This window comes from Streptomyces gilvus, from assembly GCF_022513565.1.
Taxonomy (GTDB): Bacteria; Actinomycetota; Actinomycetes; order Streptomycetales; family Streptomycetaceae; genus Streptomyces; species Streptomyces gilvus.
The window spans coordinates 21,679-45,803 of sequence record NZ_JAKWBE010000003.1 but is presented as its reverse complement, the minus strand read 5'-3'; the positions used below and the strand labels follow the sequence as shown (position 1 = coordinate 45,803).

At 69.5% G+C, this 24,125-nt stretch carries 21 protein-coding genes; 13 read left to right on the top strand and 8 right to left on the bottom strand.

Going from position 1 to position 24,125, the window contains the following annotated elements; all coding sequences use genetic code 11:
- Positions 1 to 14: 14 nt before the first annotated feature.
- Positions 15 to 425: a rodlin gene (locus MKW14_RS06705; RefSeq protein WP_240859748.1), complete on the bottom strand. Its 411-nt coding sequence runs from the start codon at positions 423 to 425 to the stop codon at positions 15 to 17.
- A 530-nt stretch (positions 426 to 955) separates the two neighbouring features.
- Between MKW14_RS06705 and MKW14_RS06700 the strand changes: the two genes are divergently transcribed.
- From MKW14_RS06700 to MKW14_RS06670, 7 genes are all read left to right on the top strand, one after another.
- Entirely contained in the window at positions 956 to 1,183 is a 228-nt protein-coding gene (locus tag MKW14_RS06700; protein WP_240859747.1) for a chaplin, read from the top strand.
- Between the two features lie 89 nt (positions 1,184 to 1,272).
- Entirely contained in the window at positions 1,273 to 2,085 is an 813-nt protein-coding gene (locus tag MKW14_RS06695; RefSeq protein ID WP_240859745.1) for a chaplin, read from the top strand.
- A 148-nt stretch (positions 2,086 to 2,233) separates the two neighbouring features.
- A complete protein-coding gene (locus tag MKW14_RS06690) occupies positions 2,234 to 2,473 on the top strand; it encodes a chaplin (RefSeq protein WP_240859743.1) in 240 nt (79 codons plus the stop codon).
- A 204-nt stretch (positions 2,474 to 2,677) separates the two neighbouring features.
- Complete coding sequence (locus MKW14_RS06685; RefSeq protein ID WP_240860439.1) at positions 2,678 to 3,172, top strand: DUF5949 family protein; 495 nt, start codon at positions 2,678 to 2,680, stop codon at positions 3,170 to 3,172.
- Positions 3,173 to 3,194: 22 nt separating this feature from the next.
- Positions 3,195 to 3,926, top strand: coding sequence for an arsenate reductase/protein-tyrosine-phosphatase family protein (locus MKW14_RS06680; protein ID WP_308314585.1), 732 nt, complete (start codon positions 3,195 to 3,197; stop codon positions 3,924 to 3,926).
- A 546-nt stretch (positions 3,927 to 4,472) separates the two neighbouring features.
- Entirely contained in the window at positions 4,473 to 5,192 is a 720-nt protein-coding gene (locus MKW14_RS06675) for a DUF2637 domain-containing protein (protein ID WP_240859740.1), read from the top strand.
- Between the two features lie 132 nt (positions 5,193 to 5,324).
- The gene (locus MKW14_RS06670) at positions 5,325 to 6,602 is read left to right on the top strand and encodes a S8 family serine peptidase (RefSeq protein ID WP_240859739.1); all 1,278 of its coding nucleotides are present in this window, start codon (positions 5,325 to 5,327) and stop codon (positions 6,600 to 6,602) included.
- Positions 6,603 to 6,715: 113 nt separating this feature from the next.
- Here MKW14_RS06670 and MKW14_RS06665 read toward each other — a convergent pair whose 3' ends face one another.
- Positions 6,716 to 8,005 (bottom strand): nucleotide sugar dehydrogenase, encoded by a 1,290-nt coding sequence (locus MKW14_RS06665; RefSeq protein WP_240859738.1) that lies wholly within the window; start codon positions 8,003 to 8,005, stop codon positions 6,716 to 6,718.
- Positions 8,006 to 8,258: 253 nt separating this feature from the next.
- Between MKW14_RS06665 and MKW14_RS06660 the strand changes: the two genes are divergently transcribed.
- Together MKW14_RS06660 and MKW14_RS06655 are read left to right on the top strand one after the other, a co-directional pair.
- Positions 8,259 to 9,338 carry an NAD-dependent epimerase/dehydratase family protein gene (locus MKW14_RS06660; protein WP_240860428.1) on the top strand — a complete coding sequence of 360 codons (1,080 nt, stop codon included), beginning with the start codon at positions 8,259 to 8,261 and terminating at the stop codon, positions 9,336 to 9,338.
- On the top strand, positions 9,326 to 10,507 hold the full coding sequence (locus tag MKW14_RS06655; RefSeq protein ID WP_240859733.1) for an MraY family glycosyltransferase: 1,182 nt from the start codon (positions 9,326 to 9,328) through the stop codon (positions 10,505 to 10,507). Before MKW14_RS06660 ends, MKW14_RS06655 begins: the two co-directional genes overlap by 13 nt.
- Positions 10,508 to 10,640: 133 nt before the next feature.
- On the opposite strand, the gene MKW14_RS06650 is transcribed toward MKW14_RS06655, so the two are convergent.
- Both MKW14_RS06650 and MKW14_RS06645 read right to left on the bottom strand, forming a co-directional pair.
- Positions 10,641 to 11,633, bottom strand: a complete 993-nt coding sequence (locus MKW14_RS06650) for an NAD-dependent epimerase/dehydratase family protein (protein ID WP_240859731.1) — start codon at positions 11,631 to 11,633, stop codon at positions 10,641 to 10,643.
- Complete coding sequence (locus MKW14_RS06645) at positions 11,630 to 12,784, bottom strand: glycosyltransferase (protein ID WP_240859725.1); 1,155 nt, start codon at positions 12,782 to 12,784, stop codon at positions 11,630 to 11,632. Before MKW14_RS06645 ends, MKW14_RS06650 begins: the two co-directional genes overlap by 4 nt.
- Positions 12,785 to 12,977: 193 nt before the next feature.
- On the opposite strand from MKW14_RS06645, the gene MKW14_RS06640 reads away from it, so the two are divergent.
- Genes MKW14_RS06640 through MKW14_RS06630 form a run of 3 tightly spaced genes read left to right on the top strand, consistent with a single transcriptional unit; the run spans position 12,978 to position 17,249 of the window.
- Complete coding sequence (locus MKW14_RS06640) at positions 12,978 to 14,075, top strand: glycosyltransferase (RefSeq protein ID WP_240859724.1); 1,098 nt, start codon at positions 12,978 to 12,980, stop codon at positions 14,073 to 14,075.
- A gap of 47 nt (positions 14,076 to 14,122) precedes the next feature.
- Positions 14,123 to 15,979, top strand: coding sequence for an asparagine synthase (glutamine-hydrolyzing) (gene asnB / locus MKW14_RS06635; RefSeq protein ID WP_240859723.1), 1,857 nt, complete (start codon positions 14,123 to 14,125; stop codon positions 15,977 to 15,979).
- Between the two features lie 22 nt (positions 15,980 to 16,001).
- Positions 16,002 to 17,249 carry a lipopolysaccharide biosynthesis protein gene (locus tag MKW14_RS06630; protein WP_240859721.1) on the top strand — a complete coding sequence of 416 codons (1,248 nt, stop codon included), beginning with the start codon at positions 16,002 to 16,004 and terminating at the stop codon, positions 17,247 to 17,249.
- A gap of 95 nt (positions 17,250 to 17,344) precedes the next feature.
- On the opposite strand, the gene MKW14_RS06625 is transcribed toward MKW14_RS06630, so the two are convergent.
- The 4 genes from MKW14_RS06625 to MKW14_RS06610 form a co-directional block, all read right to left on the bottom strand.
- The gene (locus MKW14_RS06625; protein WP_240859719.1) at positions 17,345 to 18,175 is read right to left on the bottom strand and encodes a class I SAM-dependent methyltransferase; all 831 of its coding nucleotides are present in this window, start codon (positions 18,173 to 18,175) and stop codon (positions 17,345 to 17,347) included.
- A 10-nt stretch (positions 18,176 to 18,185) separates the two neighbouring features.
- Entirely contained in the window at positions 18,186 to 19,358 is a 1,173-nt protein-coding gene (locus tag MKW14_RS06620; RefSeq protein WP_240859718.1) for an O-antigen ligase family protein, read from the bottom strand.
- Between the two features lie 368 nt (positions 19,359 to 19,726).
- On the bottom strand, positions 19,727 to 21,475 hold the full coding sequence (locus tag MKW14_RS06615; RefSeq protein ID WP_240859716.1) for a DUF4012 domain-containing protein: 1,749 nt from the start codon (positions 21,473 to 21,475) through the stop codon (positions 19,727 to 19,729).
- A 96-nt stretch (positions 21,476 to 21,571) separates the two neighbouring features.
- Entirely contained in the window at positions 21,572 to 22,300 is a 729-nt protein-coding gene (locus MKW14_RS06610) for a hypothetical protein (RefSeq protein ID WP_240859714.1), read from the bottom strand.
- A 281-nt stretch (positions 22,301 to 22,581) separates the two neighbouring features.
- Between MKW14_RS06610 and MKW14_RS06605 the strand changes: the two genes are divergently transcribed.
- On the top strand, positions 22,582 to 24,099 hold the full coding sequence (locus MKW14_RS06605) for a tyrosine-protein kinase domain-containing protein (protein ID WP_240859713.1): 1,518 nt from the start codon (positions 22,582 to 22,584) through the stop codon (positions 24,097 to 24,099).
- Positions 24,100 to 24,125: the final 26 nt, after the last annotated feature.

Here is a 24,125-nt window from a genome sequence, read left to right as displayed (position 1 = left end):
GATGGAGCGATTGCTCAGCCGTTGTTCGTGCCGTTGGCGCTCAGGACCGGGATGTCGTCCAGGATGTGCGAGAGCGGCTCGTCGCCCTTGACCTGGGTGGAGTTCTCGACGCACTGCTGGTTCTGCGGGGCCGACAGGACCGGGATGTCCTGGACGGTGACCGGCACGACGCCGACGAGGGAGCCGAGGTTCGCCTTGGCGGGCAGACCGACGCAGGGCTTGTTGAGGGAACCCTGGACGAGAGCCATCTGCGGGCTCATGTTGCCGCTCGTGGACGAGTTGCCGAACTGCTGGACGGCACCGGTGCCACTGGTGGACGTCGTGCCGCCGTCGTCGCTGATCGCCAGTGCCTGCGGGGCAGCCGCAGCAGAGGCACCGACGACGGAAGCAGCGACTGCCGCGGCAGCCATCATCTTCTTGATCACTTGCTGGTCCTTTCTGGAAAACTCCGTCCACCGGAGCTCCCTGGTCAACGGCCACCACCACGGATGGTTGCTCCCGTTCACTCCGATGACCTAAACCCCGGCGCTTTCAGCAGCTGAAGTCAAAGCACGTCAGGAAAATCACCCGCGCGAATACCTCAATCGAGTGAAGCATCGCAACGAATCGTCGCGGTTCCGGTTTCCACCAGCGGAAACGGCGTCAAGTATTCATCCGGTGACTCAGGGCCAAGAGAATCCTGGTCGGTGGTGGATCCGGTGCCGTGCAAGGTAGCTCGGGCCGCCCCGCCCCTTCCCCGCGCGGGCGGCCCGAGCTTCTTGTCGGTTCATTCCTCCGCGAACCGACGGCGTTCGAGTGAATTTCCGCCGGGATCGCGTTCCGTGGTTGCTTCGGACGTCTATTCCTCGTTTACAGCCTGTAGGTCATGGTGCGAGCTGTCCATGCTGTGCTCGCTCGGCGTCCGCCGACAAAGGGAGCCGACAAAGGGACATGACCTAGAAAGAAGGGAAGCTTCATGAAGAAGAGCGCTGCTGTCGTCGCAGGCGCGATCATGGCCGTGGGGATGGCCGCCCCGGCCTTCGCCGACTCGGACGCCACCGGCTCCGCCACGAACTCACCGGGCGTCCTCTCGGGCAACGTGATCCAGGTTCCCGTGCACATTCCCGTCAACGCGTGCGGAAACACGCTCAGCGTCATCGGCCTGCTCAACCCTGCGTACGGCACGAGCTGCGTCAACGGCTGACGTTCCGGCTGCGCCAACAGCCGACCTTGGCAGCGCGCTCGCTTCCAGGGTCGGCTTCCCACCTCCCCAGAAGCAGGAAGACAACGAACGTGCGACAGACCCTGAGCAGGGGAACGGTCGTGGCCGCCGCCACGACGAGCCTCCTGTCCCTGTGTTGCAGTGCCGCCCTCGCCGACTCCGACGCGAACGGAGCCGCCAGTGGCTCGCCCGGCGTCCTGTCGGGCAACAACGTGCAGGTGCCCGTGAGTACTCCGGTGAACGTGTGCGGGAACTCCGTGAACGTCGTGGGTCTCCTCAACCCCGCGTTCGGCAACGCCTGCGCCAACGCGGGTTCGGGGTCCAGCGCGGGGGGTGGTGTTCCGGCACAGTCCGGTGCCGTCGACTCGCCCGGTGTCGCGTCGGGCAACAACGTGCAGGTGCCGGTGAGTGCTCCGGTGAACGTGTGCGGGGACTCCGTGAACGCGGTCGCCGCCCTCAACCCCGCGTACGGCAACTCCTGCGCCAACGCGGGTCCCGCCTCCAGCGCGACGAGCAGCATCCCGAGCCAGGCCGGTGCCCCCGACGTCACCCCGCCGGTCCCGTCCGTGGACGGCGGCGACGCGTCGTCGGTGTCGCGGACGGACCAGGGCCCCAAGCACCCCGCGACGTCCTCGTCATCTGCCAGTACGTCATCTTCCAGTACGTCTGCGTCGACCGGTACCTCGGGGCGCGTGCCCCAGCCGGACACACACGTGGTCACCCCGGACGGCACTGTCGATGAGCCCGCGATCTCCGAGAGCGGGCAGACCCTGGCCCAGACCGGCAGCGAGAACCTGGTCGGAGCCTCGGCCGCCAGTGCCGCGCTGATCGCCGGCGGAAGCATGATCCTGTACCGGCGGCGCCGCGCCACCTGGCGTCGGTAGCCGGCCGGTCCAGGGCCGTGTGCCCGCACGAGGAGGTTCCCGGTGAACGAGAATCACCCCATCGGCGGCACATCTCCCGCGATTGCCACGCGTTGACTCAATATCGGGCATCCCGCCCGGTGTTCTCAATCTCAAGGAGCACCTCTCCATGTTGCGTATCGCGAAGGGCCTCGCCCTGGCCTCTGTCGCCGCTGCGGCCGTAGCCGGCACCGCCGGTATCGCCGCCGCCGACAGCGGCGCTTCCGGCGCTGCCAACAATTCGCCTGGCGTGCTGTCGGGCAATGTTGTCCAGGTTCCGGTCCATGTCCCGGTCAACGCCTGTGGCAACACCGCCAACGTGATCGGCCTGCTGAACCCGGCGTTCGGCAACACCTGCGCCAACGACTGATTCCGCGCAGTCCCCTTCACCGGCCGCTCTCCCGTCTGGGAGGGCGGCCGGTTCGTGTGGGCCGGTGGCCGGTGGCCGGTGACCCGGGACTGCCGAAGCCGATCCGCCGCGTCGTCCCTCGATCAGGTGGACACACCCACGGCGCATCGGCTGCCCGGGTGAGAAAGCGACGGGGGCGTTCCGCGGCGTCGATAGGGTTCGATGGTGACCTCAGCCTCAAGTCAAACGCCTTTCCGCTCCGCCGACCTGGGCACGCTCGGCGTGATCCCCTGGAGCGGTGAAACTCCGGACGGCGACACGCCTTACCTGCTCGCCTATTCCCGGGGCGACGGCCCCAGCGGTCCGGATGCCTCGTCGGCGGCCATCGAACAGCTTTTGCTCGGCAGCGGGCTGCGCATCGGCGACGAGCTGGTGGCAAGCACCGACCGGCCGAGCCTGCCGATCAGACTGCTCGTCGAGGCCGGTCAGGCCGTCGTCAGCATGCCGAACCTGACCGCCCAGTGCTCGCCGCCGCCCGAGTGGCTCGCGGCGGTCGCGGAACGCGGATACGCCCACCTCGTGTTCACCACGCGCCCTTGGCCCGAGGGGGAGCCGGGCAAGCCCGTGGATCCGGAGGCGTTCGCCGCTTTCGCGGGGGCCGAGGAGACCCTGAAGTCCGCGGCGCACGTCGTCCTGGCGGCCCGTGGCCTGCACGGCTGACGCCTGAAGCGGCACCGCGTCGGTGGCGTGGCCGCGGTTCGAGTCCTCTGTCGGATCAGCGCTGCCCCTCACTCGAAACGGCGATCTGACGCAACGTCGGCAGGATCACCGCGACCGGCGCGGTGCTCAGGGGAATACTGACGCCGTGTCATACAACCTCGCGGCCGACTGCCCCTTGCTCTCCGGTGCTCCGGTGTCCGAATTCCGGGTGCTCGTCGTGTGCACCGGGAATCTCTATCGTTCCCCTCTCGCCGAGTGCCTGCTCAGGCACCGGCTAGGTGAGCCGGGACACGCGATCCGGCTCTCCAGCGCCGGCACCCGGGCAGTCCCCGGTGAGCCCATGGCGGCCGCAGTCGAACACTTTCTTCTGACCCGTGGCGCGGCTCCCGCGAGGACGGGTTCCAACCGGCTGACCAAGAACCTGGTCGAGGGCTCCGACCTGGTGCTGGGGGCCGCGACGGAGCATCGTGAGGCCGCTGTACGGCTTTCGCCCGTAGAGGCGTTGTCCCGGGCTTTCACGCTCTGTGAGTTCGTCCGGCTGATGCGGGCAGAGGATGCCCTGGGCGTGGTGGACCCGGCCGCACGGTTCGCGGCACTCGTCCGGGGTGCGGCCGCTCGCCGGGGCGCCGCGGGGGCGCACACGGCCGACGACGTCGAAGACCCTCTCGGCCTGCCTCCTCGACAGGCGCGGGAGTGTCTGGCGCGGATCGACGACGCGGTGGAACGTATCGCCGCGGCGGTACGGGGCGGGTAGGGCCCGCGCATCCGCTGCCGGCTTCGACTCCGTCGGCGTATCTCGCGAAATACCGAAAGGACGTTATAAGTACGCCGTAAATCAACTATGTCTGATGAAATAGAATTCATCGGACCAGTACGCTGCTTATTCCTCGAACGCCCATGCATCACTCGGATGCCTCACATCTGGCGTGCAATCGCATTCGTTGGGGGGGCATGTCGACCATGCAGCTCCGCACAACACTTGCGGAAGGCTATTCAGACGGTGTGAGGATCCTGACGTCGCAGTTGGGGGATTGGACTTTCACACCGGCCTCGGAGTCCTCGGCCCCGGACGAGTTCGCCGTTCTCCAGCGAGGCGGTGAACGAGTGCAGCTGAGGTACACCTCGGTGCCGCTCGAAGACCTCGTTCTCGCGCTGAGCCGGATCCAGGGTGATTTCATCCACAGGTCGGACAGCGGCGCACACGAGTCGCGGAAGCAGTGGGTGGGAAGCCGTGCGTGATGGCCTGACACCGGGGTTCTCCCACCACGGTCCCGTCGGGGAGAACCTGTACGACGCGTGGATGAACTCGAGCTTGCACGTCCCCCGGTCCGAGGCGGAGTGGGCGTCGGTGAATCCGGGCGACCTGCATGTTCCGGAACACTGGGACCCCGCCGAGGAACTGGCTCAGCTGTTGCGCTCGGGCGGTACGGGCGAGTGGGCCGGACCGTATCTGGATGCCGGCCGCCTCCTCTCGGAGACCGCGACGGCCTCCGCCGCGGTGGCTTCGACCGTGCCCCATCGCCCCTCACGGCACCGCCGGGTCCAAGGACGCCAGGGGGGCCTGTCGTGGTCGCGGACCACCAGCTTCCTGGTCGCCGCCGTGGCAAGCGTCATCGTGGCCATGGTCAGTGTCTTCGGCGGGATGGTGGCGTATCACCCGCTGTCCGAGGTGGCGATCGGCGACCCTGCCCGCTCCGGTGTGGACAGCTGGTGGCCGCTGCTGATCTACGGGCCATGGATGGTCGCGTCCCTGTCGATCCTGCGGGCCGCTCTCCATCGGCGACGCGCCGCACACTCGTGGTGCGCCGTGACGTTCTTCTCCGCCGTGGCCGTGGCGCTGTGCGTCGTCGACGCGCCGAAGACCTTTCCGCACGCTGCCACGGCGGCACTCCCGGCGATCGCGGCACTGACGTGTTTCCACCAACTGGTACGCCAGATCACGCTGACCCGACCGCCGCGCAAGGGCACACCTCGGCACCGTGACTACTCGTCCGCCAGGAATTCCGTCGGCCAACCGTGATCCACATCTCCGAATGCGGGACGCCGGCGGACGCCGTGGAGCTGCTGGCTCCGGATGAGCCGGCGAAATGGACATCTGCTGTAAAGCGGATGAACCTCTTCGCTCTTCCGATGCTTCAGAGAAAGGTATGGGATGCCCAGAATCATTGGCCTGACCCTCCTCACGCTCACGCTTGCGGCTGGTGCGCCGTACGCCGTCGCCTCGTCGCCCACGGCGGGCTCCCCGTCCGTGGCCGCGGCACCCGCCGAGGCAGGCAGGATTCCCGGCCACTACATCGTGACCCTCAAGGAGAGCAAGGCCGGCGCGAGGGAGGACACCAAGGCGGCTGTCGAGCGTGCCTCCGCCATGGGTGCCGTCGTTCACCAGGTCTATCGCTATGCCCTCCAGGGCTACGCGGCGGTGATGAGCCCGCAGACCGCGGCCCAGGTCGCCAAGGACCCCGACGTGCGGTCGGTCCAGCAGGACCAATGGGTGCACGCGTCGGCCCAGTCCGTTCCGACCGGTGTGGACCGGGTCGACGCCGACCGCAGCCCCACCGCCGCCATCAACGGTGTGGACACTCGGGTCAACGCGGACGTCGCTGTCCTCGACACCGGCATCGACCTGACCCATCCGGACCTCAACGTGTACCAGGCCGGGGCGAAGAACTGCTGGATGCCCGGCCTGCCGCCCCAGGACCAGAACGGCCACGGCACCCATGTGGCGGGCACCATCGGCGCTCTGGACAACGGCACCGGGGTCGTCGGGGTGGCACCGGGCGCACGGCTGTGGCCGGTGCAGGTGCTCAGCCCGTCCGGCTCCGGAACCTCCTCGAGCGTCATCTGCGGCATCGACTACGTCACCCAGCACGCCGACCGGATCGACGTCGCCAACATGAGCCTGGGCGGTGCCGGCACCGACGACGGCAACTGCGGCAGGACCAACGGCGATGCCATGCACCAGGCGATCTGCGCGTCGGTCGCCAGAGGCGTCACCTATACCGTGGCGGCGGGCAACTCCCACGCCGACGCCCGGAACACCGTGCCGGCCGCGTACGACGAGGTGATCACCGTCAGTGCCCTGGCGGACTTCGACGGGAAGTCCGGTGGCCTGGGGCAGCCGACGTGCCGCGCCGACCAGGACGACACGTTCGCCGACTTCTCCAACTACGGCCCGGACGTGGACCTGATCGCCCCGGGCGTCTGCATCCGCTCGACCTATCCCGGCGGCGGCTACGCGACCATGTCCGGCACCTCCATGGCCGCTCCGCACGTGGCGGGTGGCGCGGCCCTGTACCGGGCCACCCACCCCACCGCCTCGCCCGCGGCCGTCAAGGCGGCTCTGCAGGCGGCGGGCAGCCTCGACTGGATCTGGCCCTCGCAGGACGGGGACGCCGTCAAGGAGCGTCTCCTCAGGGTCTCGTCGTTCTGACGGGGATGCCGGTCTCCTCCAGCTCAGGAGGCAGCGCACCGCGATGGACATCGCGGTGCGCTGCCTCCTGAGCTGGAGGAGGGCTCGCCGGCCGCCGTTCGCGACCGCGGCCATTACAGGATCTCGACCTGCGGCCCCCGGCAGCGGTTGCGGGTGTCGAGCACGTAGGACGCCGCCCTTTCGACCAGGGCGTAGTCGAAGGCGTCATGGTCGGTGGCGACGACCACCACGTCTGCCGCGCGGATCTCCGCTTCGGTGAGCTCCACCCGGAGGATGTCCGGGGGCAGCAGATAGGCGTCCGTGTGCGGTTCCACCGTGAGGACGTGGGCGCCGAGCCTGCTCAACGCCTGGGCGAGCATGATGGCCGGCGACTCACGGATGTCCCCGGTGTTCTTCTTGTAGGCCAGGCCGAGCTGCAGCACCCGGGATCCCTTGACGGACTTGGCGCGCTCGTTCAGTCCTCGGGTGATCCGGCGGGTGACGTAGGCGGGCATCTGGTCGTTCACCTCGTTGGCCAGTGAGATGAACCGGACGTCCTGCCGCAGCAGCCGCTTGACCTGCCAGGACAGATACGAGGGGTCCACGGGCAGACAGTGTCCGCCCACTCCGGGGCCGGGCGTGAAGGGCATGAAGCCGAAAGGCTTGGTGGCGGCGGCCTCGATGGCTTCCCAGATGTCGGCCCCGAGCTCCCGGGAGATCGTGGCCATCTCGTTGACCATGGCGATGTTGACGTGGCGGTAGGTGTTCTCCAGCAGCTTCGTCAGCTCGGCGGTGCGGCAGGACGTGACCGGCACCGTGCGTTCCACGATGCGCGCATAGAAGCGTTCGACGCTGCGTAGTGACGCGGCGTCGATTCCGGAGGTCACCTTCGGGGTGTTCTCGAGGTGCCACTCGGGGTTGCCGGGATCGATGCGCTCAGGACTGTACCCGAGGTGGAAGTCGACGCCGGCCTTCAGCGCGCTGCCCTCCTCCAGCAGCGGCCGCAGCAGGCAGTCCGTGGTCCCCGGATACGTGGTGGACTCCAGGACGACGGTGGCTCCGGGCGTGATGTGGGGAGCGATGCGGCGCGCCGCGCTTTCCACGAAGCTCAGATCGGGCGCACCGTCGCGCAGCGGCGTCGGCACCGTGATCACGCAGACGTCGAAGTCGGCGATGCGGTCGTAGTCGGTGGTGGGCTCGTACGAGCCGCTGTCCAGGGCGGCCGCCAGACGTGAGTGGTCGACCCCTTCGATGTAGGAGTCCCCGGAGGCCAGGCGCTTCACTCGAAGTTCGTCGGTGTCCAAGCCGACCACGTCGTAACCGACTTCCACCGCTCGCACGGCGAGGGGGAGCCCGACGTATCCCTGGCCGACGACAATCAGTTTCTCTGGCTCGTGCGGATCGTTCTGGTTGTGCCTCATCATCACCGAACCCTTCCGGACAGTAGCCTTCGCATGGGCCAATTGAGGCACATGCGAGGCGTTGTGTTCCCTTCGGTGCCCCGTGTCTTCCCGGTGTCACTCCAATTGCCCATCGCGGGCATGTCGAAGGGGCGCAGGGGCCGTGTCGATGTTTCAATTTCCGCTATTTCTCCCATACGTGAATGGTGGACTTCGCAAGAAGAAGGAGTCCTGTGGGAGTTGTCCGAGATCCGCCCGCTGAACCGGAGTGACCCGCATGGATCGTTGTTCGAGGTATCTGGTCACCGGTGGAGCCGGCTTCATCGGCTCACACCTCGTGGATGCGCTGTTGGCCGGAGGGAAGGAGGTCGTCGTACTCGACAACCTCGCCACGGGGAGAATGTCCAACCTGGCCCGGGCGCAAGAGCATCCACAGTTCCGTTTCGTCCACGGTTCCGTACTGGACGCATTTGTGGTCGACGAGTTGGCGCGCGAGTGCGACGTATTGGTCCATTTGGCCGCCGCCGTCGGAGTCAAACTCATCGTTGAGCAACCACTGAAGTCGTTCATTACCAACATCAAAGGCACCGAGACGGTCCTCGAGTCCGCCCAACGCCATTCGCGCAGGGTTCTGGTGGCCAGCACCTCGGAGATCTACGGAAAGAACTCCTCCGGACCGCTCACCGAAACCTCCGACCGCGTCCTGGGCAGCCCGTCGGTGATCCGGTGGTCGTACAGCACGGCCAAGGCGGTCGACGAGATCCTTACGGGGCTCTACCACCAGGAGCGGGGCCTGAGGTCGACGATCGTCCGGTTCTTCAACACCGTGGGCCCTCGCCAGAGCCCGGCATACGGGATGGTCATTCCCCGGTTCGCCCGGCAGGCGGTGCACGGGGAGCCCGTCACCGTTCACGCGACCGGCGGGCAACGGCGTTGCTTTCTCCATGTCGCCGACGCGGTGGAGGCGCTGCTGCTCCTGCTGGATCATCCGGGCGCGGAAGGCGGGACGTTCAACATCGGTTCCGATGAGGAGATCACCATTCTCGAACTCGCCGAACGCGTCATCGCTCAGGCCGGAAGCGCCTCTTCGGTGGAGCACATGGCGTACGACGAGGCATACGGAACGGGCTTCGAGGACATGCAGCGCAGGGTCCCCGACACCACGAGGCTGCGCACGCTGACAGGGTGGCAGCCGCGGTTCGCGCTCAGCGACGTGCTCGCCGACGCCGTCGCGGACGCCCGGGGCGAGACGAGCCGCGTGCAGTCGGCGCCCCTGCCGGGCACGCGGGAAGAGGCCCTTCCCACGGCCCCTGCCCACACCGTCCCCGACGCCGTGGCGGGCCCGTGTCGGCCCTGAGTCCTCTGCCGACCGCGCTGACCGTCGGCGGCGCGGCCCTGCTGCTCGGCGGGCTGCTGACGGAACCACTGCGGCGTTTCGCCCTGCGCCACGACATCACCGACCGGCCCGGCGGTCACAAGGGCCACGCCCGTCCCACGCCGTACCTCGGTGGGATCGCGGTGTCGCTCGTCACGCTCGCCGCGGGAGCCGTCTGCGTGTCGTCCGGCGGTCCGGGAAACGCCGGCCTCGCGGTGCTGCTCGGGGGTGCCGCGATCATGGCGGTCCTGGGGCTCGTCGACGACCTGCGCCCGCTGGGTGCGGCGTCGCGGTTGTGCGTGGAGACGGCGGCGGCTTCGGGTGTCGTCCTGGTGGGCGGGCATCCGACGCTCGTCGGTGGCGCGGTCGACGCCGTGCTCACCGTCCTGTGGATCGTCTTCACCACCAACGCGTTCAACCTGCTGGACAACATGGACGGAGCGGTCTGCTCGCTGTGTGCCGTCATCGGCGGGTTCCTGTGCTGGAGCGCGTGGTGGAGCGGGCGGGCCGAGCTGGGAGTGGTGCTGGCCGCGCTCACCGGCGCCAGTGTGGGCTTCCTCGTCCACAACTGGCATCCGGCGCGGATCTTTCTCGGTGACTCGGGGTCCCTCTTCCTCGGTTTCACCCTGGCGTCCGCGGCCGTGCTGCTCCACAAGGACGCCACCGGTCTCTCCGGGCCCGCCGGGCTGCTGGTCACCACCCTGGTGGCAACCGTGGACACCGCGCTCGTCATGCTGTCCCGCTACCGGGAGGCGCGGCCGCTGCTGCAGGGGGGACTGGACCACGCGGCCCACCGGCTGCGGAGGATGGGCCTGACGGTCAGGCAGGCCGTCACCGCGCTGGTGGCGTTCGCGGCACTCGGTGGTCTTGCCAGGGTGCTCATGACGTTGGGCTTCCTGCGTCCGGGCATCCTCCTCCCGGCAGCCGTCGCGGTCGGCGCCGCCGTGGTGATGTGGCTGCTGAGGGTTCCCTCCACGCTGGGCCCGGCCGCACCCGTCGTCCTCCCGGTGGGGAGGGCGGCAGACGGCGGGGAACAGACATTCATCCACCTCGGCTCAGGCGACCGCCCCGTGCGTCGCGGGACGGGGAAGCCGGCGCCCTGGGACGCGCACGCAACCCCTGTGCCGCCCCACCCGACCCGGCGGCCATGAGGTCCGGGACCCGACGGACCGCGCTCCTCGGCGGTCCGGCCCCGTGAGCCGCGCAGTGGGGCGTCACCTGGTGATCGACACCGGGTGACGCCCCACTGTGGGGAGGCACGGGGCAGGCGGACGCCGTACCCGCTCAGACGACGGGGGCGGACGACCGGGTCGCGGGGGCCGGCAACCGGTCGGTCGGTGCCGCGTACTGCGGCAGGCCCTGGAACCAGCGCACCGTCTCGGCCAGGCCCTCGGCGAGCGGCACCGGTGCGACGTCCGGGAACAGTTCGCGCAGCAGGTGGTCGGCCGCCTGCGAATCCCGTACGTCGCCTCGCCGTGCGGGCTCGTGCACGATCCGCAGGGGTACCTCCAGGACGGTGGCGAGTCGCTGGGCGAGATCCAGGAGCGAGACCCGCGTGCCGAACGCCAGGTTCACCGGACTGTTCGAGGTGACGCGGCGCTGAACGGCGTCGGCCAGGACTCGGACCACCGTTCCCACGTAGGTGAAGTCGCGGGTCTGCCGGCCGTCACCGAAGACCGTCAGCGGCTCACGGCGCAGCATGGCGTCCACGAAGGCCGGAATCACCGCGGCGTAGGCGTGCCCGGCCGGCTGCAGTGGGCCGTACACGTTGAAGAAGCGCAGCGCGAGCGTCGGCAGTCGGAAGGCGGCCCCGTAGGCGAGCACATATGCCTCGGTCGCCAGTTTGCTCGCCGCGTACGGACTCAGCGGGCGGGTCGGAAGGCCCTCGTGCTTGGGCAGGTCGGGGACCGCTCCGTACACGGAGGACGAGGAGGCCGCGACGACATGGACACCGCGCGCCCGGCACGCTTCCAGCACCCGGACGGTCCCGGTCGCGTTGACGTCGTGGCTGGTGACGGGATCACTGAGCGAGCGCGGCACGGAGGGGCGGGCGGCCAGGTGGACCACGGCGTCCGCACGGCCGACCACCAGGTCGAGAAGGCGCTGGTCCAGAATGCTTCCCTCGATCAGTTCCACTCCGGTGTCGGCGAGATTGGCCGCCGAGCCGGTGCTCAGGTCGTCGAGCGCGACGACGTCGCCGACGTCCGGTCGCGAGACGAGTTCCCGGCACAGGTTGGCTCCGATGAATCCGGCGCCTCCGGTAACGACGATGTTCAACGCTGGTCACCTTTCCGTAGGGACGCCGGCCACCACCCATGGGCGATGGCGATGGAGGCGTAGACGTCGTGGATGTCGGTCACGAGGCGCCGCGCCCCGAACCGCTGTGCCGTCCATGCGGCCGCGCTGTCTCCCATGCGCGAGCGCAGCTCCTCGTCGCTCAGCAGCCGCAGGGTGTGCCGGGCGAGTTCGGCGGAGCTGGTGGAGGCCAGGAATCCGGTTTCCCGGTCCCGCACCACCTCGGCGACGCTGCCGACGTTCGTGGCGACCACGGGTACGCCCGCCAGGCCGGCTTCGATCAGGCTGAGTGGCATCCCTTCGTTGTCCGAGGTGAGGAGCACCACGTCCGCCGCGGCGTACACGGTTTCCACGTCGGACCGCCAGCCCAGCAGACGCAGTGAGGAATCGAGGTCACGCACCTCGGCGAGATGGGGCAGTTGCTCGCCCTCCCCGCACACCAGGAAGACCGCGTCCGGTACGGCACGACGTACCTCCCGGGCCACCTCCAGGAACCGGTCGGGCCGTTTGATGCGGGTCACTCGTCCGACGTAGGCGACAACGGGGCGGTGCTCGGGCAGTTGCAGGCGCTTGCGTGCCTCCGCGCGGTCCGGCGGTGACGGCAGGGAGGTTCCGGGCGGGACCACGACGTACTGCCCGGACCGGCCGATGCCGACGGCCAGGAGGTCGTCGCGGACGCGTGTTCCCACGGACAGCAGCCGGTCGCAGCGGCGTGCCAGCAGGCGTTCGGTCGCCACCACCAGACGGGTCCTGGCGGGGGAGAAGTACCCGTGCAGCAGATGGCCGTGGAAGGTGTGCACCCGCGCCGGCACCCGGGCCGCCGCGGCGGCGATCCGTCCCAGCGCACCGGCCTTGGCGGTGTGGGTGTGCACGATGTGGGGCCTGAACCGGCGCATGGCGGCGGTGAGTTCGGCCAGCGCCCGCAGGTCGTCCCAGGGCCGTACCGCTCGGCCGAGTGCCGGGACGCGCGTGACCGGAACGTCGCAGGCGCAGTGCTCGATGTAGTCCGCCTCGTCCGGTCCCACCGATCCGGCGAACAGGCGGTGGTCGAAGAGTTCCGGGTCGAGTCCCCGCATCAGCGCGGACACCTGCAGGGCGGGGCCACCGACGTTCATCCGGGCGATGACTCGCATCACCCTGACGCGCGGGGGGCGGACGGCCCCGGGATTACCGCCTTTGATCGACATGAGCAATACACTAAACCACGACATGTTGGAATAACGTTGAATGCCTGGTGTGCCCTATATGTTCTTCAAGGAAGGGTCGGCGCCACAGTCCGGCGCCGACGCGGACCGTCGAAGTCCGAGCCCCGACCGGGTGTGTCTGATGATCGGTCAGCTCGGGCTCGGCGGAGCGGAGAAGCAGATCGCCCTGTTGGCCCGGGAGTTGAGTGAGCGTGGGATCGGCACGGACCTGCTGGTCATGTTCGGGAGAGGGCCACGCGAAGAGGAACTCCTCGGCACCGGTGTCAGGATCGTGGACCTCGGATTCCGGCGCCGCAGGCCCCTGCTGACGTCTCTGACGGGCAATGTGCGGGCCTTCGTCCGACTGGTCCTGCACCTCAGGCGGACGCGGCCTCAGGTGTTGCAGGCGTTCCTGTTCCATGCGTACGTGATCGCCGCGCCGGCTGCCCGGCTGGCCGGAGTGCCGGTGCTCGTCGCCGGACGGCGAAGCCTCGGGGACTACAAGCGGGGCCGCCGCCTGGCGCTCGCCGCGGAACGGCTGGCGACACGGTGGACGGACTCCGTGGTCGCCAACGCGCAGGCCGTCGCCGAGGACGTGCGCCGGAACGAGGGCGTACCCCCCGCCAAGATCACCGTGATTCCCAACGGCATGCCCCGTCGGGACTTCGAGCCGGTGCGTGCCGCCACCGTCGACACCTCGCTGCCGGTTGTCGTCTGCGTGGCGAACCTGACCGCGCACAAGGGGCACCGGTACCTGCTCGAAGCGTGCGCCGTGCTTCGCTCGAGAGGACGTGCCATCACTCTGCTGCTCATCGGTGACGGCTCCGAGCGCGCGTCCCTGACGGCCCAGGCCGAACGCCTCGGCGTCGACGTCCGGTTCCTCGGCGCCCGTACCGACGTGGCGCGGTTCCTGGCACGGGCGGACGCGGTCGTCCTGCCGTCCCTCCACGAGGGGTGCAGCAACGCCGTCATGGAGGCGCTCGCGGCGGGCAGGCCGATGGTCGCCACCGCCGTCGGCGGCACTCCGGAACTGCTGCTGGGGCACGGCGTGCTGGTGCCTCCCGCGGATGCGGCCGCGCTCGCCGACGGTCTGCAGCGTCTGCTCGACGACCGGGAGCTCGCCGAGGAGTTCGGCCGGCAGGCGGGCGCGTGGGTCCGCGCCACTTTCAGCGCGGAGGCGATGGCGGACCGCTACGTCTCCCTGTACCGCGATCTTCTGGGGCGGCCATGTGCGGCGTAGCGGGAATGGTGTCGGCTGTATCTCCGGATCCCGCGGTGGTCCGGGCGATGTGCGATCTGATCGCCCATCGGGGCCCGGACGGCGAGGGACTCCACATCGGCGGTCAGTCGGCGCTCGGCATGCGGCGGCTTGCCATCATCGACGTGGCCGGAGGTGATCAGCCCGTCTACAACGAGGACCGAAGCGTCGCGGCCGTGTTCAACGGCGAGATCTACAACTTCGCCGAACTCCGCACGGAGCTGCGGAACCTGGGACACCGCTTCCGCACGAACAGCGACAGCGAGTGCCTGGTCCACCTGTACGAGGAGTACGGCGACGACCTCGTCCAACGGCTGCGCGGCATGTTCGCCTTCGCCCTGTGGGACGCGCGGGAGCAGCGGTTGCTCCTCGCCCGCGACCGCGTGGGGAAGAAGCCTCTGTACTACTGGCACGCCGGAGGGTCGCTGGCGTTCGCCTCCGAACTCAAGGCGCTGACCGCTGTCCCCGGTCTCGGACGCGACCTCGATCTGGTGGCCCTCCACCACTACCTGACGTACCAGTACGTTCCCGCGCCGTGGTCGATTCTCCGGGGTGTGCGCAAGCTGCCGCCCGGCCACCTGCTCACCTGGCGGAGCGGTCGGATCGCGGTACGGCGGTACTGGGCCCTGGACTTCACCCCCGGCCCCCAGGTGCGCGAGGAGGAGGCGGCGGAGCGGGCCCGTGAACTGCTGCTCGACGCCACCCGGGTACGCATGGTCTCCGAACGTCCGCTGGGCGCCTTCCTGTCCGGCGGCATCGACTCGTCCGCCGTCGTCGCCGCGATGGCGCGGCTGAGCCCGGAACCCGTGAAGACGTTCTCCGTGGGCTTCGAGGACTCCAGGTACGACGAACGGGAGTACGCCAGTGCCGTGGCCAAGCGGTACGGCACCGACCACCACGAACTCGTCGTGGGGGCCTCCACCCTGACGGCACTGCCGGACCTCGCCTGGCACTTCGGCGAACCGTTCGCCGACTCGTCCGCCATCCCCTCCTTCCTCGTGGCGCAACTGACCCGCCGCCATGTGACCGTCGCACTCAACGGAGACGGCGGTGACGAGGCCTTCGGCGGCTATGCGCGCTATGCCCTGATGGCCAGAGCCGGGTGGCTCACGGTTCCCGCTGGCGCCCGGCCGGTTCTCGGGCGCCTCGGAGCCTCGCTCGTCGCAGGCGGTCCCGTCGGCTCCCGGCGACGGCGCGCCGGGCACGCGCTGCAACTGCTGGGCGAGCCGCCGCAGCGCCGTTACGCCCGGCTGATGTCGTACTTCACCCCTGACCAGAAGCGCGCCCTCTACACCGACCGGGTGCGTGAGGAGCTGGCGGGAATCGACAGTTACGAGCTGCTCGACCAGGCGTTCAGCGCGTCGCGCACCGACGACCGGCTGAACCAGCTCATGGACGTCGACGTCAGCACCTATCTGCCGGGCGACTTGTTGGCGAAGGTCGACATCACCACCATGGCCAACTCGCTGGAGGCCCGCTCGCCCTTCCTCGACCACCGTCTGCTGGAGTGGGCGGCCGGTCTGCCGGCCGATCTCAAGGTCCACCGCGGTACCACGAAGTACCTCCTGAAGAGGGCACTGGAGGACTGGCTGCCCCACGACCTGCTGCACCGGCCGAAACAGGGCTTCGGCGTGCCCATGGGAGACTGGCTGCGCGGTGAGCTCAGGGATCCGGCCTGGGAGACCCTGACCGACCGGACGGCGAGTTCCCGGGGGCTGTTCCGGCCCGAAGCCGTCAGGACCCTCCTGACCGAGCACGAGAAGGGACAGAACCACGCCGGCCGCCTGTGGGCACTGATGCAGTTCGAACTGTGGCACCGCCGGTTCCTCGACGAGCCGGTCGCCGTTGCGCACCCGTCGGTCACCGGAGCCCATCCTCGTGGCTGACCGGGGGGCTCAGCTCGTCGGAATGCTGGGAGCCCGTGCCGTCTCCCTCGTACTCGGTGCTCTCGCCAGTGTCGTCGTCGCGCGGTCGCTCGCCCCCGACGCCCGCGGCACCTACTACATGGCGGTCACGGTGGCGAGCGCTGCCATGGCCCTCGGGCACCTGTCCGTGGAGCAGGCGCAGACGGCCCTGTGGCCAGACCTGCCGGTGCGGGCTTCGCTGCAGGCCAACAGCCTCCCGCTGGGCCTTCTCATCGGTACCGGAGCCGGGACACTGGCTGTCGTCGCGGTCGGTCTCCTGCGCGGCGCGGCCAACCTCCCGGACCTGTGGCTGCTGACCACGGCGTGTCTGGGTGTCCCCTTGGGCGTGGGAGTGCTCTACGGGAGCAACATCGCGCTGCTCACCGGCCGGGCGGGACTGTCCGCTGCCGCGACGCTGTGGGGTGCGGTCGTCCAGTGCGGCGCACTCATCGCACTCGGCCTCACCGGCCGGCTGACGGTCTACCTGGTCGTGGTCGTCTGGGTGCTCTCTCTCGCGGTGCCGCTGCTCACCCTGGTGACCGCCGGCGGATTCACGCTCCGTCCGCCGGATCCCAGGACCGCCCGGCTCACGTGCGCCAAGGGCCTGAAACTGCATGCCGGCACGGCTGCGTCGTACGCGCTGCTGAGATCGGACCTGTTCCTTCTCAACGCGTTCAGCGGCGCGCACGCGGTCGGTATCTACTCTCTCGCGGTCACTCTGGCGGAGTGGGGGCGCCTGGCCATCGACACGCTGTCACAGGCCACCCTCGCCCGGCAGTTCGCCGACACCAGCCAACTCGCGGCGGCCGTCACGGCACGCATCACCCGTGCCATGGTCGTGCTGGTGCTCGCGTCGGGGGTGACGATCGTCGTCGTGACCTCCGTCCTGGTGACCCCCGTCTACGGACCGGCCTACGCGGACGTGGCCGGCATCATCGCCCTGCTCGCGCCGGGCGTCGTCGTGCTCGCCGGGAGCCGGCCGCTCGTCGCCTACCTGCTGCGCTGCCGGCCCGCCCGCTTCACCGTCGTTCCGTCCCTGCTCGCACTGGTGCTGAACGTCGTGTTGAACCTGCTGCTGATCCCGGTCTGGGGAGCGGCGGGCTGTGCGGTCGCCTCCACCCTCGCCTATGCGAGCCTCACCGCTGTCCAGGTGGCCCTCTTCGTCAGGGTGTCCGGAATCTCGTGGCGACTGCTGCTTCCCAGGACGGCGGACGTCGCCGCGATCAGGGGACGGCTGAGAGCCGTGCAGTAGTACCTCGAACCAGTGCCGCGCCGGTCGAGGCCCCCACGGGTGGACCTCGACCGGCGCGGCACTGATCGCGCTGCTTCGGCAGCCGGCTGCCGAGGTCAGCTCCGGTCGAACACGAACTCGTTGCAGCCGATGCCGCCTTTGCAGGTCCTCAGGTGGCGCAGGCGGAACCCGCGGTCCCGGCAGAAGTCGAACACCTGCTCAGGCGAGGCCACTTCGAACGGGTAGCCGCCGACCCAGTCGACGAGATCGTGCTTGCGGGACATGCCTCGCGGACGGGGCGCGCGCCGCGGCGTGGAGTCGGCTCCGCCTCGCCTCAGATCGGCCATCACCCGCAACGGATACTTCCTGCCCAGGTACAGCACGCTGCCGGCCAGGAGCAGACGCCGCATGACCGGCCCGGACTCGTTGTAGCGCCGTTTCACCGAGGTCCACATGCGGCTTTCCGCGCCCTGGTCGTTGTAGATCGACACGTACAGGACGCCGTTCGGGGCGACCAGCCCGGACGCCGCCTCCATGGCCTGCCACAGGGCACCCGTGTGGTGCAGGACCCCCCACGAGTAGACGATGTCGAACTGCCCGAGCTTCTCCACGAAGGCGGTGTCGAGGATGGAGGCGCACTCGATGTCCCAGTCACTGCCCGGGGCGAAGTCCTCTCGCACCTTCCTGGCGGTCCGCACCGAGTCGGGGTCGTAGTCGAAGGAGCGGACGCGGGCCCCGAGACGCACGGCGGCGAGGGAGAACAGGCCGCTGCCGCAGCCGATGTCGAGAAAGGTGCGCCCGGTCAGGTCCGTGGTTCCCAGCGCCCTCTCCAGGGACGTCTGGGCGCCGCGGATGCGTTCCTCGTCGATGAGCTGTCCGAACCGCTGCCAGTTCAGGCCGAACGCGAAGCGGCGGCCCTGGCTGATCTCGGTCTGGCAATCCAGCACTGTTGTCTCCTCAGGAGGGGCAGGGGGCGGGTTGATCGGTGCGGCACGGCGCGCCGCGGGGGCGGTTTCCGATGGCGGTGAGCGGGCGGGACCGGAGCCGATCGGGCGCGGGCGGCGGGCTTTCCCGGGCGGCGGTGCGGGTGAACAGGCACCCCAGCGAGATCCAGAACGGAACGGTCACCACGAGGTTCGACAGCGTGTTGGCGAACAGGAGCGCCACGCCGTTCGCCACGACGACGGCCCGCAGCACCGCGTCGTATCCCGAACAGCGGCGGTACAGGCCACGCCAGAGGAGGATCGCGAAGAGCACGAGAGCCGGCGCACCCGCTTCCGCGGCGAGCCGCAGGTAGTCGTTGTGGGTGTTCATGTAGATGTGGAAGTCGGCGGTGGACTCGGCGATGTGGGGGAAAGCCGCGTAACCGATCCCGCGGAGCGGGTTCTCCCACGCCACACGTGCGGCAAGGAGCGCGGCCTGCGTCCGGACGCCGCTGTTGGCGGCCAGTTCGGCGGAGCTGCGGTCACCGGTCAGCTCGGTCTGCGAGTTCAGCGTGCCGGGGAGGATCACGGCGGAGAGGAAGGCCACGAGGGCGATGAGCACCTTCTGACGTGGCGGCCGGCCGGCGAGAAGCAGACTGGTCAGCCCCGCGAAGACCGTCAGATACGCGCCGCGTGAGCGGGTCTCGAAGACGGCCGCGGCGCAGACGAGGGCGGGCAGGAGCCACGCCCGGTTCCTGGCGGTCTTGGCCATGCCCACGGCCGCGACCGTCGCGAGGGCGAGAAGGACGCCCGCGTAGTTCGGGTTCAGCCCCAGACCGATGAGGCGGCCCGCGGCGTTCTCCCCGCGCAGGAGCAGGTACGCCGCGGCGCCCGTTCCGCAGCCGGCGGTGAGCTGCGCGACGCGGCGAGCGTCCGGTCGGGCCACCAGACAGGCGGCCAGCAGGGCGAGCCCCGCGAGGAGGCAGAGCAGCTCGTCGCCAGCCTCAGGCGGCTCCCAGCTCGTCTGCGGCAGTGCGTAGCTCAACGTCAGCACGAGGGCCAGAAGCGCGATGAAGCACGTGTCGATCCCGGGCCGGAAGCCTTTGAGGACGGCGTGGAACCCGACGAGAGCCAGCACAGCGGTCACCAGGGCCAGAGCGGCCGTGCCGCCGAAACCCGCTGCGGCGGCCAGCGGGACGGTGCACAACAATGACAGGAGGGGGAGCTGAGGGCGAAGCCACACCAGGCCGAGGGAGCACACGGCGAAGGGCATCCACGCGGGTACGGGGCCACGCGCCAGGAGACACGCCCCTGCGACTCCTGCCAGGACAAGGCCACCCCAACCAGTGACGGCGGCGACCCGCGGCCTCACCACCTGCTGCCCCTGGAATCGCCCATCGCGCCCTTCTCCGTTCTCACCGACAGGGGAATGAAACCGCCCATAGCGGTACTCATGCGTCAGTGCGCCCCATCATGCCCAAGTGGTGCACGGTCGAGGTCCAACCGTGCCGAGCGCTGGTCCGAATGGCCCTGGAGCGTCGGCGCGGTACGGCCGCCGCGGGCGCCCCGTCCCGGTCAGCCCTCGCAGGCCGGGACGGGCTCGACACGGGCGCGCAGCGGCGTGACCAGCGGCTGGCGCCACACCGTGGGAGACCGGTCGTCGGCGGGTTCGTCGAGGACGAGCGTCAGCGTACGGCTGTGCTGTGCCGGCAGCTCCACGTCCACGGTGTAGACGGGGTGGCCGCGTTCGACGCCGCTGTTCACCATGGCGCGGTGGCCGTCCAGCGTCGCGCTGGTGAGCCGTGCGTCCGTGCCGGCGTAGTAGGACACGATCAGCCGGTTGTCGCCCGGCCGGGTGGGGTAGGGCGGTGTGTCGACGCGCTGGGTCACATAGGGCGGCAGACCGGACGCGGGGGCCCGGTTGGTGAGGGTGATCCGTGCGGTGACCGATCGCCGGTCACCGGCGCAGCGGCTGGGAATCCAGTGGAGTTCACGGTCGAGGTAGAAGTCGAGCTTCCCGCCCGCCGCGTTGTTGACCACCAGTCCCGCGAAGGGCCCCGGTTTCACCGGCAGGGCACCGGCCAGGGGCCTGGTCTCCAGGACGCTTTGTTCGTCGGGGTGGGCGCTCCACACCTGGAGTCGCCCTTGTGCCACGACGTCGTGGACCGCTGTGAGGAGTGCGGGCAACTGCCGAGAGCTGTTCAGGGTGCCGACGAGCCGCGTGGCGGTGGCGCGGGCCACATCGACGAGGAACGACTTGCGCTCCCGGCTGTCGGAGAAACGGGCGTAGGCGGTGCGCTCGGTGAGGTCCAGGACGTTGGCTGCCGTCACCGAGGTTCCGTCGGGCAACCGGGCCGGTCCTGTGGCCTGGAGAAAGCGGGCCAGTGCGTTGGGATCGACGGCGATCGCACCGTCCAGCCGCTGCCCGCTGTGTTCGCGCCAGGCAGCCGCCCAGATACGGGCCGCGTAGGGGAAATGAGGGCTCACGTTGGAGTTGGCCCAGGTGCCGGTGGGGTCCATGGCGCCGTACCGCATCCGGTACTCGGCGCCCAGGTCGATCGCGGGGTGCGTCTCGCCCAGCATCGTGTCGGTGCCGAAGGCCTCGAACCTGACCTTTCCCTGATCCAGGTTCAGCACGGCGAAGGCCCCGGGCAGGCCTCCGGTGCCCCGGGACTCGGCGGTGTTCTGGATGACGAGCATGTAGCGCCGCGGACCGTGGGCTCCGAGCATGGAGGGGGCCACCCGGGCCGCCATCGCGGCATCGGACACGAGGGGGGTCATCCGGTCGAGCTGGGTGACCAGCCGGGTACGCGCCCGTTCCACGTTGGGCAGCCAGGGAACACCGGGCAGTCCGGTGACCATGGTGCGCGTGTCGGCGACGGTCCGGGCGGCCCGGTCGAGAGCGGGCACCCTGGCTCCGAGCCCGGTGAGCAGGGCGTCGAGACCGCTCGTGCGGGCTTCGCCGGCGGACCGCGACGCCAACTGCACCACGGGCGGCAGCACGTCATGCGTGAGCCGGTCGGCTGCCTGTGCCGCTCCGCGGACCGTGCTGACCGGCCTGCCCAGGAACGGCACCTGAGCGGCCAGGTACCAGGCGGGGCCGGTGGTGAGCTGATGGGCCCGCGCGGCGTGCGCGGCCGCTGACCGCAGCGCGGCGGCCGAGATCCCCGGAGAAGCGGCCGACGGGCGCGTCACGGACTGCTGGAGCGCTGTCAACTGGCGCTGGGCGGTGAGCAGTTCGCTGCGGGCGAAGAGCCCGCTGACGAGGAGCCAGCCACCTCCTGCCAGCCCCAGCGCAAGGGCGGCCGACAGTACGCGTCCCACCCGGCGCCGTGAAAGTCGGCGCCGGGTGGGACCAGTGCCTGCCGTCCGGCACAGGTGCCGACGCAGGTTTCGCAGGTGCACGATGGACTACGGCGCTCAGCGGCGCTTCAGTCGCCGGGCAGCCATGAGCGCCCATCCGCCGAGCAGCACCAGCGCGGCTGCGCCGCCCATCAGGTAGGGCGAGTAGTCGTCACCGGTGTTGGCGAGATGCGGCTTGTGGTTGTACGACTCCTCCTGCCCGGAACCCGAGGCGGACGGGTCGTGTTCCGCGCTCGCGTTGGACGGGCCGTGCCCGGAGCCCGCGCTGGACGGGCCGTGCCCGGAACCCGCGTTGGACGGGTGGCGTCCGGGGCCTCCATTGGACGGGTCGTGCTCGTGTCCTCCGTTGGGCGGGTCGTTGTCGTGGTCGTGGTCGCCGGGCGGAGGGGTGTGGTCCGCGCCCTCGACGTAGAGGTGTGTACAGGCGGTGAGGTCCTCCTCCTCGGCCGTCAGCGAGAAGAGGTGCTCACCCGGCTCCGTGCGCTCCGGGATGGTGACTGTCCCCTCCACGGTGCCGTCCGGGTCGGCGGTGAAGTGTCCCAGCACGACCTTTCTGCTGAAGAGGTCTGCTTCCACCTCCACCGGTTGACTGCCCACGAAGCCGGTTCCCTGGAAGGTGATCGAGTCCCCGGGCTCGACGGTGGAATCACTGAGTGTGACGCCCGGGGGTGGCGGCGGATAGGGCTGGGCTTGGGCGGACTGCGCCCCGACGAGCGGCGACGCGGCCAGGGCAGCAGACGCTGCCGTGGCCACGAAGGCGGCTCGCCACTTCGATGACACCGTCATCGCTTTTCACGCTCCTCATATGAGATCAGGCCGATGGCATGGTGCGGCCCGTCAGTGCGGTATGCGGATACATAGCAATAAACGGGGCTACATAAAGCTCAAAACAGGAGAAGTCACCATATGGCGCACGGGACTCACCGGACCGGCGGCGGGGTGAATCGCATGGCAGGCCATGGTTACGTAATTTATTGAACTTGCGGCGATACGCTCGCTTTGCCCGACTTCGCACCGGCTCTGCGACTCTGACCGACTGGCCAACTGCTCATCTGGGACGGACTACCTTGGATCTGCCCGACTACCTTCGGATCCTTGCCCGCCGCTGGCGCGCCGTGGTGGTGCTGGCGCTGCTGGGGACAGCGACCGGAGTGCTCGCCGCACTCCTCGCCACTCCGCAGTACCGGGCTACCTCGACGCTCTTCGTGTCGCTTCAGGACTGGGGTGACAACTCGGTCACCCTCAACCAGGGCAACAGCTTCGCCCAGGCGCGAGTCCGCTCCTACGCGGAAGTCGTGGTGAGCCCCAGGGTGACCGAGCCGGTCGTGCGGAGCCTGCACCTGAGCATGACGCCCGCCCAGCTCGCCGGGAAGATCTCCACCGAGGTTCCGCTCGACACCGTCCTGCTCAAGATCACCGTCTCGGACCCCGGGCCGGCCCGTGCCGCTCGCATCAGCAACGCCGTCGCCGGCCGTTTCGCCCAGGTGATCGCCAGTATCGAACGGCCCGTGAAGGCACCCGTCTCACCTGTGCGGTTGAGCGTCACCCAGCCTGCCGCCACGCCTTCCCGTCCCTACTCCCCCAACTTCTCGATGGATGTCGCGCTGGGACTCGCGGGTGGGCTGGTGCTGGGAGGGTGCTGGGCGTTCGCACGGGAGTCGCTCGACGCCTCCGTGCGCTCCGGCGGCGATCTGGCGCAGTGTCTCGTCCAGGCGGAGGGGCCGTCGGTGCTGGGATGCGTCACCTATGACTCGGACGCGTCCGCGTGCCCGATCGCCGCGAACCATGACCCGTTCGGACCGCGCGCGGAAGACTTCCGCCGAGTGCGCACCGGTCTGCAGTTCGTGGACATCGACAACCCGCCCAAGATCATCGCGGTGACCAGTGCGCTCCCCGGAGAGGGCAAGACCAGCATTTCCGTCAATCTGGCCGCCGCACTCGCCGAGGCGGGCTCCTCCGTGTGTCTGGTCGACGCCGACCTGCGCCGTCCCAACGTGGCGCGCACGCTGCACCTGGTCCAGGACGCCGGACTCACCACGGTGATGATCGGAAAGGCGACACCGGAGCAGGTGATGCAGTCGGGCGGTTCCTTCTCGGTGCTCGCCAGTGGAGCCCTTCCTCCCAACCCCGCGGAGATGCTCGGCTCGGAGCAGTTCCGGGCGGTGGTGCGTTCGCTGGCGGACAAGTTCGACCATGTGGTCGTCGACACCGCGCCGTTGCTCCCGGTGGCGGACACGCCCGCGATGGCTCCGGCGGTGGACGGCTACCTGCTGGTGGTGCGCCACGGGAAGACCAACCGCGCCCAGATCGTCGAGGCGATCCAGTCCCTCCAGAGGGTCGGTGCCCTCGCGCTCGGCGGAATCCTCAACATGACCCCGGTCAAGGGGGACACCGGTCACTACGCGTACTCGTACCGCCCGGTCGGCGCTCCACGGCGCTGGGGACGGTTCTTCGGTCGCCGGCAAGCAGGGGCCATCGGAGGCCTGCCCGCACCGTCCAAACCGGTTCCCACTCGGCGCGAGCGAGCGGTCAGCACGGTCGGCACACCCGGTGGTGACGCGTCGGACACGCGGCATTCCGTGTGACAGCGGTCGAGCCGAACCCACGCAGG

Bases quoted from the DNA above. Each gene is read 5' to 3' on its own strand.
- MKW14_RS06700 (WP_240859747.1), top strand. From the start codon at position 956: ATGAAGAAGAGCGCTGCTGTCGTCGCAGGCGCGATCATGGCCGTGGGG.
- MKW14_RS06690 (WP_240859743.1), top strand. From the start codon at position 2,234: ATGTTGCGTATCGCGAAGGGCCTCGCCCTGGCCTCTGTCGCCGCTGCG.
- MKW14_RS06675 (WP_240859740.1), top strand. From the start codon at position 4,473: ATGAACTCGAGCTTGCACGTCCCCCGGTCCGAGGCGGAGTGGGCGTCG.
- MKW14_RS06670 (WP_240859739.1), top strand. From the start codon at position 5,325: ATGCCCAGAATCATTGGCCTGACCCTCCTCACGCTCACGCTTGCGGCT.
- MKW14_RS06665 (WP_240859738.1), bottom strand. From the start codon at position 8,005: ATGATGAGGCACAACCAGAACGATCCGCACGAGCCAGAGAAACTGATT.
- MKW14_RS06660 (WP_240860428.1), top strand. From the start codon at position 8,259: ATGGATCGTTGTTCGAGGTATCTGGTCACCGGTGGAGCCGGCTTCATC.
- MKW14_RS06645 (WP_240859725.1), bottom strand. From the start codon at position 12,784: ATGCGAGTCATCGCCCGGATGAACGTCGGTGGCCCCGCCCTGCAGGTG.
- MKW14_RS06640 (WP_240859724.1), top strand. From the start codon at position 12,978: ATGATCGGTCAGCTCGGGCTCGGCGGAGCGGAGAAGCAGATCGCCCTG.
- asnB (WP_240859723.1), top strand. From the start codon at position 14,123: ATGTGCGATCTGATCGCCCATCGGGGCCCGGACGGCGAGGGACTCCAC.
- MKW14_RS06630 (WP_240859721.1), top strand. From the start codon at position 16,002: ATGCTGGGAGCCCGTGCCGTCTCCCTCGTACTCGGTGCTCTCGCCAGT.
- MKW14_RS06610 (WP_240859714.1), bottom strand. From the start codon at position 22,300: ATGACGGTGTCATCGAAGTGGCGAGCCGCCTTCGTGGCCACGGCAGCG.